The organism is Paraburkholderia adhaesiva (assembly GCF_021390575.1).
GTDB lineage: Bacteria > Pseudomonadota > Gammaproteobacteria > Burkholderiales > Burkholderiaceae > Paraburkholderia > Paraburkholderia adhaesiva.
In genome coordinates this window covers 527,596-541,748 of sequence record NZ_JAJEJQ010000001.1, presented here as the reverse complement: position 1 = coordinate 541,748, position 14,153 = coordinate 527,596, and the positions used below count along the sequence as shown (strand labels likewise).

Annotated in this window: 8 protein-coding genes; 6 read left to right on the top strand and 2 right to left on the bottom strand. The window is 65.7% G+C overall.

Annotation, left to right across the window (positions count from 1 at the left end):
• Positions 1-195 precede the first annotated feature (195 nt).
• From L0U80_RS02500 to aroG, 4 genes are all read left to right on the top strand, one after another.
• Positions 196-4,731, top strand: coding sequence for a YhdP family phospholipid transporter (locus tag L0U80_RS02500; protein ID WP_233862304.1), 4,536 nt, complete (start codon positions 196-198; stop codon positions 4,729-4,731).
• A 236-nt stretch (positions 4,732-4,967) separates the two neighbouring features.
• Positions 4,968-5,807, top strand: coding sequence for a carbon-nitrogen hydrolase family protein (locus L0U80_RS02495; protein WP_233862303.1), 840 nt, complete (start codon positions 4,968-4,970; stop codon positions 5,805-5,807).
• 108 nt (positions 5,808-5,915) lie between these two features.
• A complete protein-coding gene (gene tldD / locus L0U80_RS02490) occupies positions 5,916-7,382 on the top strand; it encodes a metalloprotease TldD (protein WP_233862302.1) in 1,467 nt (488 codons plus the stop codon).
• A gap of 403 nt (positions 7,383-7,785) precedes the next feature.
• A complete protein-coding gene (gene aroG, locus L0U80_RS02485) occupies positions 7,786-8,859 on the top strand; it encodes a 3-deoxy-7-phosphoheptulonate synthase AroG (protein WP_233862301.1) in 1,074 nt (357 codons plus the stop codon).
• A 128-nt stretch (positions 8,860-8,987) separates the two neighbouring features.
• Here the strand turns inward: aroG and hmpA are convergent, their stop codons facing one another.
• Both hmpA and L0U80_RS02475 read right to left on the bottom strand, forming a co-directional pair.
• Positions 8,988-10,193, bottom strand: coding sequence for an NO-inducible flavohemoprotein (gene hmpA / locus L0U80_RS02480; RefSeq protein ID WP_233862300.1), 1,206 nt, complete (start codon positions 10,191-10,193; stop codon positions 8,988-8,990).
• 175 nt (positions 10,194-10,368) lie between these two features.
• Positions 10,369-10,944 carry a cob(I)yrinic acid a,c-diamide adenosyltransferase gene (locus L0U80_RS02475; RefSeq protein ID WP_233862299.1) on the bottom strand — a complete coding sequence of 192 codons (576 nt, stop codon included), beginning with the start codon at positions 10,942-10,944 and terminating at the stop codon, positions 10,369-10,371.
• A gap of 179 nt (positions 10,945-11,123) precedes the next feature.
• Between L0U80_RS02475 and L0U80_RS02470 the strand changes: the two genes are divergently transcribed.
• On the top strand, positions 11,124-12,539 hold the full coding sequence (locus L0U80_RS02470) for an FAD-linked oxidase C-terminal domain-containing protein (RefSeq protein ID WP_233862298.1): 1,416 nt from the start codon (positions 11,124-11,126) through the stop codon (positions 12,537-12,539).
• A 75-nt stretch (positions 12,540-12,614) separates the two neighbouring features.
• Positions 12,615-14,108 carry an FAD-linked oxidase C-terminal domain-containing protein gene (locus tag L0U80_RS02465; RefSeq protein ID WP_233862296.1) on the top strand — a complete coding sequence of 498 codons (1,494 nt, stop codon included), beginning with the start codon at positions 12,615-12,617 and terminating at the stop codon, positions 14,106-14,108.
• Positions 14,109-14,153: the final 45 nt, after the last annotated feature.

The following is a 14,153-nucleotide window of genomic DNA, read 5'->3' as shown; positions in this document are numbered from 1 at the left end:
GGACCGGCCTGTTGGCCGGGGTCACTGCAAAATCACGCAACAGTACAGCGCAAACGCGTGCAAACACATGCAAACTGCAGGTGCGCAAGACGCGCGGCGCAGCCACCCAGTGATCTCCGGATGTCCGTCACCACGGCCCCATGTGATACATTTCGTGGTCAGAACGCAACGCTATCACACCGTACCCGCAGCAGCATGTCCGAGCGAAACGATCCCGCCGGCCCGCATCAAACCGGACATGCCACCCGGGAGACCCCGGATGCGGCCGAGCACCACCATCCGGTGCTGCGCCACACGCTGCGCGTGCTGGCCGCCATTGCGCTCGTCCTTTATTTCATCGTCGCGGCGCTGCTGCTCGGACTGCGTTACGTCGTCCTGCCGCACATCGACCATTTCCGGCCTCGCATCGAAGCCGTCGTCTCGGACCGGATCCACGCCGAGTTCCGCATTGGCAAGCTCGGGCCGCACTGGCTCGGCTTCCAGCCCGGCATCGACGTCACCGACCTCACGATCCGCGATCGCAACGGCGCCGTCGCGCTGCGCGTGCCACACGCCACGGCGACGGTCTCGTGGCGCTCGGTCGTCACTTTCGATCCGCTGCTGTCGAGCATGACGGTGGAGAAACCCGACGTGCTGATCGCACGCGAGGACGACGGCACGCTCACCATAGCGGGCGTGCCGGTGCCGACCACCCACACGGGCAACGCGACGTTCACCACCTGGCTCATGCGCCAGCAGGCCATCGTGCTACGCGGCGGCACACTGCGCTGGCACGACGCGACGCGCGACGTGCCCGATCTCGCGCTCCACGACATCCGCCTCGCGATCCTCAACGACGGCTACGACCACCGCGTCGCGCTACAGGCGCCGAGCGAGGGCACCGTGCTCCACGGACCGCTCGACTTCCGCGCGCACTTCAAGCATGCACGCGATACCCAGGCCGGCAAGCCCGCCGACTGGAGCGGCAACGCGTATCTCTCGACGGGCCCCGTCGATTTACCGACGCTCGCCGGCTACATCAAGATACCGATCGCAACTTATGCAGGCCGCATCGACAACGCGATCTGGGCGCACTTCGCGTCTGGCCACCTGCTCTCGGCGACCGGCGTGCTCGACGGCAGGGACGTCTCGCTGCAAGTCCGTCCGACGCAGCCGCGCCTCAACCTGCCCATCGCGCACTTCGACTGGCGTGTGGGCGTGCAGCCCGACGACTACACGCTGCAACTGCGCGACTTCCACGCCGAACTCGGCCAGCCGCCGCTCGACGACGGCACGCCGCTCATACGAACGCTTGCGCTCACCACGCTCGACGGCCGCTTCCGGCAGCAAACGCTCCAGCATGGCCAGTTGATCAGCGTGGCGGGCGATCGCATCGACCTCGGCATCCTCGCGGAATTCATGCGCGCGCTGCCGCTGCCGGGACGCGTGCTCAATGCGCTGCTGCGATACAACCCACAGGGCCTCGTCGCGAACTACGACCTGGCGCTCGAACGCGCGACGCCCGAATCGGGCGAGGCTGCCTCGGAGCAGCGCGCGCCCATTGTCGAGCCGGTGACCCACTACCGCTTCAAGGGCGACCTTCAGGGCATCAGTCTGGCGGCTCAGGAACCGGGGCCGGGCCTCACACCGCGCGGCCACCCGCGTGCGGGTCTACCTGGCTTCGAAAATTTTTGGGGCCATATCGACGCCGATGAAAAGCGCGGCACGTTCCAGCTCGACACGGCGAAAGCCGCCGTGACGCTGCCAGGTGTATTCGACAATCCGCGCCTCATGTTCGACCGGCTCTACGGCGCGGGCAAATGGACGGTCGCGGACAAGCGCGAACCGGGCGAACTGCACAAGGCCTTCGTGGTCGATGTCTCGACGTTCGGTGTCCAGAACGAAGACGCTCGCGCGACGATGACGGCTCACTACTCGAACCCGGGCCACGGCCGCGGCGCGCTCGACCTGAAGGCCGACTTCGAGACGGCGCAGGTCCGGGCGATCCCGCGCTACCTGCCGACAGGCTTGACCGAAAAGACCCGCAACTATCTTGGGCACAGCCTGCAGGGGGGCGTCTCGAAGGGCGCCACGATCGAGGTCCACGGCGACCTCACCCTGTTCCCGTACTCGCGTGCACCCGATGCGGGGCAGTTCCGCATCGTCGCGCCGTTCACGCGCGGACGCTTCGACCCGACACCGTTCCCGCCGCGCACGCTCAGGAACGGCGCGCCGAACGTGTGGCCCGCATTCGACGATATCGACGGCGTGTTCACGCTCCACGAAAACAAGCTGCGCTTCGACGTCGCGCGCGGCCGCTATCGCAACTTCGTCCTGCGCGACGTAAATGGCCGCATCGACGACCTCGGCACGAAAGCGTCGGATCTCGTCATCACGGGCGCCGGCCGCGGACCGCTCGCGGATCTGCTCGACTACGCGAACAACAGCTCGATCGGCTACATGTCGAAGCACGTCGGGGAAAAGGTGCGCGCGCAAGGGCCCGCATCGCTTGCGCTCACACTGGACATCCCGCGCATCCCCATGCCCAAGGTGCGCGCGGAAGGCACGATCGGATTCGAGAACAACGAGCTTGCCGCCGACAACGTGCCGCCAGTCTCGAATCTCACCGGCAAGGTCCGCTTCGCCAACCACAGCGCGCAGGTCGAGCACCTGACGGCCCGCTTTCTCGGCGGTGCGCTGCGCGCCAGCGGCGCACTGCGCCCGGATGGCAGCTATGCGTTCGACGTCTCGGGCGATGTCGCCGTCGATGCGGCGCGCGGGTTGAACCTGCGCGGCGCGGCAGCGGCCGCGCTCGGGCGCATGAGCGGCGCGGCGCCTTACGCGTTGAGCGTGAGCGGCAGGCAGGGGCATCTCCCGGACGTGAAGGCGAGTTCGGATCTGACTGATCTCGCACTCGACCTGCCCGCGCCGTTCGGCAAGCCCGCCGGACAACCGATGCCACTGCGCGCCGAACTGCAGCCGGGCACGGGCGACGGCACCGACGCCGGGAATCCGGCGGCATTCCAGCACGCGGACGTGACGCTCGGGCCGCTGGTGGCGCGCTACGTGATGCGTCGCGTGCCGGGGCACGTGCCGGACGTCGTGCGTGGCGTGATCGCGATGAACCGTCCCGCGGATCTGCCATCGGAAGGCGTGATGGCAACCATCGACATCCCGACATTCGACGCCGACGCATGGCGTCGCGTCGTGCAGGAGATTCGTGGCACGGCGACGGGTGCGAGCGCGGGTGCTGCTGCCGCCAGCGGCACAGGCACCGGCGCGATACCGGCGACAAACTCCGCAGCGGCAAGCTCCGCGCCTGCACGCCAGTCCGCGGCTGACGCAGCGCCGGTAGTCACGCCGCCGAGTCCGGGCCGCGCTTCGTCTGCCGATGCTGCTGCGCTCGCCACATCGCGTGAACGCGGCGCGTTGCCGACGTCCACCGCCGACCGAGGCCGGACCGCAACGGCCAGCGCCACCACCGCCGCGACCACCACGGCTGCCCCGACCACTCCGGCCAGCGAAGCCGCTTCGTCCGCCGCCTCCGCAGACGCCGCTTCGTCCCCCGTAGCCCAGTTCATGCCCGGCGGCGCATTCGCGCAATACGTGCCGTCGCGCTTTGCCGTTCACGTCGGCACGCTCACGCTTCTCAAGCGCCATTGGGAAAACGTTGTCGTCGGCGCCACGCGCAGCGGCAGGGACTGGCAGGCGAACCTCGCGTCAAACCAGGTTTCCGGCCACCTCTCGTGGAAGCCCGGTCCCGTCCCCGGCACGCCCGGCACTCTGGAAGCGCGCCTCGCGCGCCTCGTCGTGCCGGCCGCCACGGAAAACGACCTGATCGGCCGGGCGATCTCGGCGCCGATGCAGAACATGCCGGCCATCGACCTCGTCGTGAACCAGCTGATCGTGCGCGGCCGCGACCTGGGCCGCCTGCAGGTCAACGCGCACAATTTCGACGACAACGGCGAACCGGTCTGGCAGCTAGACGCGCTCGACATCAGCAACCCGGACGCCCACCTCAGCGCCACGGGGAACTGGCGCACGTCCAGCGAAGTCGCCGGCGAGGACATACCGACGCCGCGCCGCACCGCGCTCGAGTTCCATCTCGACATCCTCGACGCGGGCGCGCTGCTCGAACGCGCGGGCATGCCGCGCACGCTCAAGGGCGGCAGAGGCACGCTCACAGGCGACGTGAGCTGGCACGGCGGCCCGTCGCAGATCGATTACCCGACGCTCGACGGCAACCTGGCCGTCGATCTGCGCCACGGCCAGATCCTCAAGGTCGATCCGGGCGTGGCGAGACTGCTTGGCGTGCTGAGCCTGCAGAGCCTCGCGCGCTTCGCGACCACTGATTTCCGCGACGTGATCGGTGAAGGCCTGCCTTTCACCAGCGTCACCGGCACGGGCCAGATCGAGGACGGTGTCGGCCACACCAACGACTTCAGGCTCATCACGGCACCGGGCCGGGCCCAGATGACCGGCACCGTGGATCTCGTGCACGAGACCCAGGATCTGCACGTTCGCGTCGCCCCGACCCTCAGCGTCGGAGCAGGCGTCATCGCAGCGGCGATCATCAATCCGCTGATCGGCCTCGGCGCCCTCGTGGCCGACTTTGCGCTCTCGCATACGCTCGAATCGGCCTTCACGATCGACTACGCGATCACCGGCTCGTGGTCCCACCCGCACATCGAGCGGCTGCGCGGCGATCAGGGTAAGATTGACGCGCAAAAGCCCGCAGCCGCCGCGCACTGATGGCAATACGGCATCGGGCGGGCGCGGCGCTTGCGCGGTGTTTCCCCGGTGGATGCGCGCAGCGAGCGATCACGGTTAGTACAACATGTAGCGTCCCGCAGCACAGAAACCACACGGCCGGATTGCACGTAACGCCAGTCGTCCCGGCCGAAACGGCGCCCCGGCACCGCCGGCCACCCCGCCGCCGCATTGCGTGAATGCGCGGCCTCGTTTCAGAGCCAGGTCAAGATCCATTGATGAGCCCTTCCCCCACCTCGCCGTTTCGCGTTGCCGCATTGCAGATGGTCAGCACGCCCGACCCTGAGCGCAATCTGGCCGAAGCTTCACGCCTGATCGCCGAGGCCGCCGCGAAGGGCGCGCGTCTCGTGTTGCTGCCCGAATACTTCTGCTTCATGGGGCACAAGGACAGCGACAAGCTGAAGGTCCGCGAACCATACGGCGACGGGCCGATACAGCGTTTTCTCGCGGATATGGCGTCGAAGCACGACGTATGGGTGATCGGCGGCACGCTGCCCCTGCTCGTGCCCGATCCGGCTCCGGAAGAAAACCGCGTGCTGAACACGACGCTAGTCTTCAATCCGCGCGGCGAGGAAGTGGCGCGCTACGACAAGATCCACCTGTTCAGCTTCGAGAAAGGCAAGGAATCGTTCGACGAAGCCCGCACGATCCGCCCCGGCACCGAAGTCCGCACGTTCGACGCGCCGTTCGGCCGTGTCGGCCTGTCGGTCTGCTACGATCTGCGCTTTCCGGAGCTGTACCGCCGCATGGGCGATTGCGCGCTGATCGTGGTGCCGTCCGCGTTCACGTACACAACGGGCCGTGCCCACTGGGAGACGCTGCTGCGCGCCCGCGCCGTCGAAAACCAGTGCTACGTGCTCGCGGCGGCGCAAGGCGGCGAACACGAAAACGGCCGCCGCACCTGGGGCCACACCATGCTGATCGACCCCTGGGGCGACGTTATCGACGTACTCGACGAAGGCCCCGGCGTGGTGGCAGGTGACGTCGACCTTGAACGCATCGCCGCCGTACGCGCGAGTCTGCCCGCGTGGCGACATCGCGTGCTCGACTGCAACTGAGCGCACTGAAACGGCACAGCGACCACACACCCGGCAATCGAGCAGCAGCCCAACTTGAAAAGCGGCACCCCGCCCGAATCTACTTATCGGACTTTCCATACCGAACGCATGAACATCATCGAACCCAGCATTCGCAATCTGGCGACCGCGAAGGATGTGCTCCTCGCGCCCTACGGCCTCGACGAGGCAGTGCTGACGCGCACGCTCGGCGAGATCTTCACGCATCGCGTCGACTACGCCGACCTCTACTTCCAGGCCACGCGCAGTGAAGCGTGGAGCCTTGAAGAAGGCATCGTCAAGTCGGGCAGCTTCAGCATCGACCAGGGCGTCGGCGTGCGCGCCGTGTCCGGCGAGCGCACGGCGTTCGCCTACTCGGACGACCTCTCGCCCGAAGCGATCCGCCAGGCCGCCATCGCCACGCGTTCGATCGCGAAAGCAGGCGGCGGCAAGCAGAAGATCAAGGTGGCGACGTCGCTCAAGGGCATCGGCGGCCGCGATCTGTATCTACCGTCCGATCCGCTCGCCTCGCTCGACGCCACCGAAAAGGTCAAGCTGCTCGAGCGCATCGAGCAGATGGCGCGCGGGCGTGACCCGCGCATCACGCAGGTGATGGCCGCGCTCGCGGGCGAATACGACGTCGTGCTCGTCGCGCGCAGCGACGGCGCGCTCGCGGCGGACATCCGCCCGCTCGTGCGCGTGTCGGTCACGGTGATCGCAGAGCAGAACGGCCGCCGCGAAATCGGCAACGGCGGCGGCGGCGGTCGCTTCGACTACAGCTACTTCACCGACGACGTGCTCGCGAAGTACGTCGACGACGCGGTTCACGCGGCACTCGTCAATCTGGAAGCGCGCCCCGCCCCGGCTGGCGCGATGACCGTCGTGCTCGGCCCGGGCTGGCCCGGCGTACTGCTGCACGAAGCGATCGGCCATGGGCTCGAAGGCGACTTCAACCGCAAGGGCTCGTCGGCGTTCGCGGGACGCATCGGCGAACGGGTCGCCGCGAAGGGCGTGACGGTCGTAGACGACGGCACGCTGCCGAACCGCCGCGGCTCGCTCAACATCGACGACGAAGGCAACCCGACGCAGTGCACGACGCTGATCGAGGACGGCATCCTGAAGGGCTACATCCAGGACTCGCTCAACGCGCGCCTCATGAACATGCCGGTGACCGGCAACGCGCGCCGCGAGTCGTACGCCGCGCTGCCGATGCCGCGCATGACGAACACCTACATGCTGAACGGTGACAAGGACCCGCGGGAGATCATCGCTTCGGTGAAGAACGGCCTCTACGCGGTGAATTTCGGCGGCGGCCAGGTCGACATCACGAACGGCAAGTTCGTGTTTTCGGCCTCCGAGGCCTACATGATCGAGGACGGCAAGATCACGTATCCGGTGAAGGGCGCGACGCTGATCGGCAGCGGGCCCGAGTCGCTCAAGTACGTGAGCATGATCGGCAACGACATGAAGCTGGACTCCGGCGTCGGCGTGTGCGGCAAGGAAGGTCAGAGCGTGCCGGTCGGCGTCGGCCAGCCGACTTTGCGTATCGATCGCATGACCGTGGGCGGCACCGTCTGATTTCATGCACGGCGATGCGGAAAATCCGCATCGCCGTGCAATTATTCTGCACATTACGCGACATATCCGCGCGAAACCCGCGTTTTTGCACCGCAGCGCTTGCCAGCGCCAGCTTGATCGGGTTATAAAGGCAATCAACCTTTTCGACGAACTTCACGTTCCAGAGTCACTTTCGACATCGCTTTTGCCATGACCGCCACGAAGTTTTATTTTTATTTCTTCTGGTATCTCAGACCGCTGGCGGATCGAGAGGGTTGATAGTACGCGCAAGACCCGAATACACGAGAAACCGCCAGCAAAACTGGCGGTTTTTTTTCGCCCCATCTACGTAACCGAGCAGCAATTTTCATCTAACCGATTTTCGCAGCCTCGCACGCTACAAACAGGATCAGGAGAACCAGCCATGCCCCCGCACAATACCGACGACGTCCGCATCCGGGAATTGAAAGAGCTCACGCCGCCCGCGCACCTGATCCGCGAATTCCCGTGCTCCGAGGCCGCGTCGACCCTGATCTACGAGGCGCGCCAGTCGCTGCACCGCATCCTGCACGGCATGGACGACCGTCTGATCGTCGTGATTGGTCCGTGCTCGATCCACGACACGAAGGCAGCGGTCGAATACGCTGAAAAGCTGCTGCCGCTGCGTAAGCGTTTCGCGGGGGAACTGGAAATCGTGATGCGCGTGTACTTCGAAAAGCCGCGCACGACGGTGGGCTGGAAGGGCCTCATCAACGACCCGTATCTCGACAACAGCTTCAAGATCAACGACGGCCTGCGCACCGCGCGCGAACTGCTCGTGAGCATCAACGAGCTGGGCCTGCCCGCCGGCACCGAGTATCTCGACATGATCAGCCCGCAGTACATCGCCGACCTGATCTCGTGGGGCGCGATCGGTGCGCGCACGACCGAATCGCAGGTGCACCGCGAACTGGCGTCGGGGTTGTCGTGCCCGGTCGGCTTCAAGAACGGCACGGACGGCAACGTGAAAATCGCCGTCGATGCGATCAAGGCCGCTTCGCAGCCGCACCATTTCCTCTCGGTGACGAAGGGTGGGCATTCGGCCATCGTCTCGACGGCAGGTAATGAGGACTGCCACGTTATCCTGCGCGGCGGCAAAACACCGAATTACGACGCCGACAGCGTGAACGCCGCTTGCACCGACATCGGCAAGGCCGGCCTCGCCGCGCGCCTGATGATCGACGCGAGCCACGCGAACAGCTCGAAGAAGCACGAGAACCAGATTCCCGTTTGCGCCGATATGGGCCGCCAGATCGCGGCGGGCGACGAGCGCATCGTCGGCGTGATGGTCGAATCGCACCTGGTAGCGGGCCGCCAGGACCTGAAGGAGGGTTGCGCGCTCACGTATGGCCAGAGCATCACCGATGCTTGCATCGGCTGGGACGAAAGCGTGGCCGTGCTCGAAGGACTCGCGGAAAGCGTCAAGCTGCGCCGCGTCGCGAGCGGCAGCGGCAACTGAGGGCAACGAAGCGGCCTCGCACGCTGAGTCACATACGCAAAAACCCCGGCTCACGCTGGGGTTTTTTTCTGAAGATCGCCCGGCTTTGTTGCCGGGCTTTCTACTTTTCGGGGTACAGGCAGCGACGCTCAGCTGAGCATGCCCGAGCCGAAGATCTCCGTGTGAATGCGCTGCGGATCGACACCGCGCGCAACGAGCGCTGCGAGTTGCTCGCGCATGAACGCGACGGGGCCGCACAGATAATAGTCGGCGTCAGGCTGCAGCGCGGCCTCCTCGATGCGGCCGATATCGAGCCGGCCCTCGAAGTCATAATCGACGCCCGCGCGGTCGCTTGCGCCTACGGTTTCGTAGAACACCGCACGGCGGAAGTTGGGATGACCATCGGCAACTTCATGCAGCCAGTCGCGGAAAGCGTGAACGCTCGCATTGCGGCAGGCGTGCACGAACGTGACCGGGCGCGCGCTCTTTTCGGCCATGAGCGTGGCGAGCATCGACGCCATCGGCGTGATGCCGACGCCACCACTCATCAGCACGACCGGCGTGTCCGTCGAGCGGTCGAGCGTGAATTCGCCCATCGGCGCGCTGACGTGAACGACGGTGCCTTCCGTCACGCCGTCGTGCATCAGGTTCGACACGTGGCCCGGGTGCGCGTCGCCGCGACCCGATTCGCGCTTGACCGAGATGCGCAGCCAGTTGCCGTGCGGTGCATCCGAGAGGCTGTATTGACGCGGCTGATCAACGCCAAGCTTGTCCACGTAACGCACCACGCTCACGTACTGGCCGGGTTCAAAACCACCTGCGGGCGAACCATCGGCCGGCGCGAGATAGAACGAGGTGATCTCGTCGCTTTCGACGTGCTTCTTGATGACCTTGAACGGACGGAAGCCGCTCCACGATGCACCGTCGTACAGCTTTGCCTCGACGCCGATCATGATCTGCGCGAGCTGCTCGTAGGCGACGGTCCAGGCATCGAGCGTGGGTTGATCCACGGCGTCGCCGAGCACATCGACGACTGCACCCAGCAGATGGCGCCCGACGATCGGATAGTGTTCCGGACGAATGTTCAGGCTCGCGTGCTTGTGAGCAATGTGCGTGACCGCGCCGCCGAGCGCGCCCAGATTGTCGATGTTTGCTGCATACGCATAAACGGCGCGAGCAAGCGTCTCCGGCTGGCTGCCGCTTTGCTGGTGCGCCTGGTTGAAGAGATTCTTCAGTTCAGGATGCGCATTGAACATCCGCTTGTAGAAATGCTTGGTGATCGTGGCGCCGTGCTCGGCAAAGACAGGAGCAGTGGCCTTGACGAGGGCCATTTGATCGGCGGTAAGCGCAGTCATTCTTCAGGTTCTCCGCGGTAAAGATGCGCACACGATACATCTTTGATGCAGCGCAAAGTTCGGGCATTTTGTCGCAGGTGCAGCAATCTGCTTTTGGCCCTTAATTTGCCTCGCGAAGAGCGCCCTTATTGCCCTGTTTTTTACCCTTGAATTGCCGGCGTTCCGGCGCCGCTCATCAGCCCGTCGATGCGCCGCGGTCGCTGCGCCAGTACACGTCATCGCCGCCGTTCACGCGATTGAGCACACGTGACAGCACGAACAACAGGTCGGAGAGTCGGTTCACATACCGACGCGGCGTATCGGCAAGCGGCGCCCCCTGCTCTGCCGATGCCGCCCCGAGTGCCACCACAGCACGTTCGGCACGCCGGCATACAGTGCGGCACACATGCGCGAGCGCCGCTGCGCGCGAACCGCCCGGGAGGATGAACTCCTTGAGCGGGGGAAGTGCGGCGTTGTACTCGGCGAGCCAGCCGTCGAGCCGCGCGAGATGCGCGTCGGTCACCATCGTATGGCCCGGCATGCAAAGCTCGCCGCCCAGGTCGAAGAGATCGTGCTGGATCGCCGTGAGGGCGGCGCGCACGTCGTCGGGCAACGTCTCGCACAGCAGCACGCCGATCTGCGAATTGAGTTCGTCGACGTCTCCGATCGCCGCGATCCGCGCGTCGTCCTTGCGCACGCGGCTGCCGTCGCCGAGTCCGGTGGTGCCGTCATCGCCTGTGCGCGTGACGATCTTGCTCAGCCGATTGCCCATGATGTGTCCTCCGAAATAGTGTGAATCGTGTATTTGTGCGCCGCTGCGCGTGCGGCCGGACATTATAGTTTTTGTGCGTCGCACGATTGGCCTTGCGCGCGCTGCGGCCCTCGCGGGCGCGATTGTTCAGCGTAAAATGAACCGCACAGAAAACCGCAACTATACGAAGGAGACCCCGCGTGAATCACCCCGCGCCGCCGGCTGTCGCACGCCGCCCGTTCCCCGCCGAACTCCTCGACACACTCCGCGCCACGTTCGGCGACCGTGTCTCCACGTCTGAAGCGGTGCGCGCCCACCATGGCCGCGACGAATCCATGTTCGATCCGCAACTGCCCGACGCCGTTGTGTTCGCGCACAGCACCGAAGACGTCCAGGCAGCCGTGAAGCTGTGTGCGCAATATGGCGTGCCCATCATCCCCTACGGCAACGGATCGTCGCTCGAAGGCCACCTGCTGGCCGTACAAGGCGGCGTGTCGATCGACCTCTCGGGGATGAACCGCGTGCTGTCGATCAACGCAGAAGATCTCACAGTGACCGTCGAGCCCGGCATCTCGCGCAAGCAGCTGAACGAAGCGCTGCGCGATACGGGCCTCTTCTTCCCGATCGATCCCGGCGCGGACGCAAGCATCGGCGGCATGTCCGCGACGCGCGCCTCCGGCACCAATGCCGTGCGCTACGGCACGATGCGCGAGAACGTGCTCGGCCTCACCGCGGTCCTCGCCGACGGCCGCGTCATCAAGACCGGCTCGCGCGCGCGAAAGTCGTCGGCGGGATATGACCTCACGCGCCTCTTCGTTGGCTCCGAGGGTACGCTCGGCGTCATCACCGGAATCACCTTGCGGCTGTATCCCCAGCCCGAGGCGGTGTCGGCTGCCGTCTGCACGTTCCATTCGATGGCCGACGCGGTGCGTACCGTGATCGAGACGATCCAGATCGGAGTGCCGGTCGCGCGCGTGGAGTTCATCGACTCGCTCGCCGTGCGTGCACTCAATCGCCACTCGAATCTGACGCTGCGCGAAGCGCCCACGCTTTTTTTCGAATTCCATGGCACGGCGGCGGGCGTCGAAGAACAGGCGCAACTCGTGCAGGAGATCGCCGCGCAGAACGGCGGCGACGGTTTCGAATGGGCGACTCGCCCCGAAGACCGCACCCGCCTCTGGAATGCCCGTCACAACGCGCTCTTCGCAATGCTGCAATTGCGGCCGGGCAGCCGCGCCTTGTCGACCGACGTCTGCGTGCCGATCTCGCGCCTCGCGGAATGCGTCGTCGAAACGGAAGCGGACCTGAAAACGTCGCCGCTGCCCTGCCCGATCGTCGGCCATGTCGGCGATGGCAACTTCCACGTTTGCATGCTGATCGACCCGGCCAAACCGGAAGAGATCGAGGAAGCCGAACGGCTGAACCATCGCATCGTGAAGCGCGCGCTCGCGATGGACGGCACCTGCACGGGCGAGCACGGTGTCGGGCTGCACAAGATGGGCTTCCTCGTGGAAGAACATGGCGTCGACACCGTGGACACGATGCGCGCGATCAAGCATGCACTCGATCCGCACAATCTGATGAATCCTGGAAAGATTTTTTCGTGGGCTGTCTGAGCGACTGAACGACATCCGGGCCATGGCCCATCGTCCGGCGGCAGGACAAAACTGCGCAGAACTGCGGGAGGACACATGAATGCACCGGGCGAAATGTCGCCGGAAGTACTCGCGCAACGACAGCGCGAAGTGGTCCAGGCCTTGATGGCGGTGCTGCCTGCGCACTGCCTGTTGCATCGGGAAGAGGACACGGTCGCCTACGAGTGCGATGGCCTCGCCGCGTACCGGCGCCTGCCGCTGGCGGTCGCATTGCCGGAAACGGAATCGCAGGTCCAGCGCGTCGTGCAGATCTGCCGCCGCCTCGACGTCCCGGTCGTGCCGCGAGGCGCGGGCACCGGTCTCTCCGGCGGCGCCATGCCGATCCGCCACGGCATCGTCCTCTCGCTCGCACGCTTTCGTCGCATTCTCGAAGTCGATCCATACGCGCGCACCGCGACGGTTCAACCCGGTGTGCGCAACCTTGCGGTGTCCGAAGCGGCCGCTCCATTCGGGCTCTACTACGCGCCCGATCCGTCGTCGCAGATCGCCTGCACAATCGGCGGCAATGTGTCCGAGAATTCGGGCGGCGTCCATTGCCTGAAATACGGCCTCACCGTGCATAACGTGCTGCGCGTGCGTGCCGTGACGATGGACGGCGAGATCGTCGAGTTCGGCTCGCTCGCTCCCGACGCACCAGGCCTCGACCTGCTCGCCGTGATGGTCGGCAGCGAGGGCATGTTCGCGATCGTGACCGAAGTGACTGTGAAGCTGATCCCGCGCCCGCAGACGGCCCAGGTCATCATGGCGAGCTTCGACGATGTCGTGAAAGGCGGCGACGCCGTCGCGGCCATCATCGCAGCGGGCATCATTCCAGCCGGCCTCGAAATGATGGACAAGCCGGCCACACGCGCAGTCGAAGAATTCGTGAACGCGGGCTACGACCTCGAAGCCGAGGCGATCCTGCTGTGCGAGTCGGACGGCACTCCCGAGGAAGTCGCCGACGAAGTAGCGCGCACGACGCTCGTGCTGCGCGAACACGGCGCAACGCGCATCCAGATCTCGCGCACCGAGGAAGAACGGCTGCGCTTCTGGTCCGGCCGCAAGAACGCATTCCCGGCGGCAGGCCGCATCTCGCCCGACTACTACTGCATGGACGGCACCGTGCCACGCCGCAGCATTGGGTCGCTGCTCGCGCGCATCCACGAGATGGAACAGCAATACGGATTGCGTTGCATCAACGTATTCCACGCGGGCGACGGCAATATGCACCCGCTCATTCTCTTCAACGGCAACGACCAGGACGAGTGGCACCGCGCCGAGGCGTTCGGTTCGGACATCCTCGAAACCTGCGTCGAACTGGGCGGAACGGTGACTGGCGAACATGGCGTGGGTATCGAAAAGATCAATTCGATGTGCGTGCAGTTCTCGCCTCAGGAACGCGATGCGTTCCACGCCGTGAAGCACGCATTCGACCCCGCCGGCCTGCTCAACCCGGACAAGGGTATTCCCACCCGCGCGCGCTGTGCCGAGTACGGCAAGATGCACGTGCGCGGCAACTTGCTGCCGCATCCCGAACTGCCGAGGTTCTGACGGCAGGACAGCCGGCGCCGCGCGCGCCGGCCGCGTTTGCGGCGC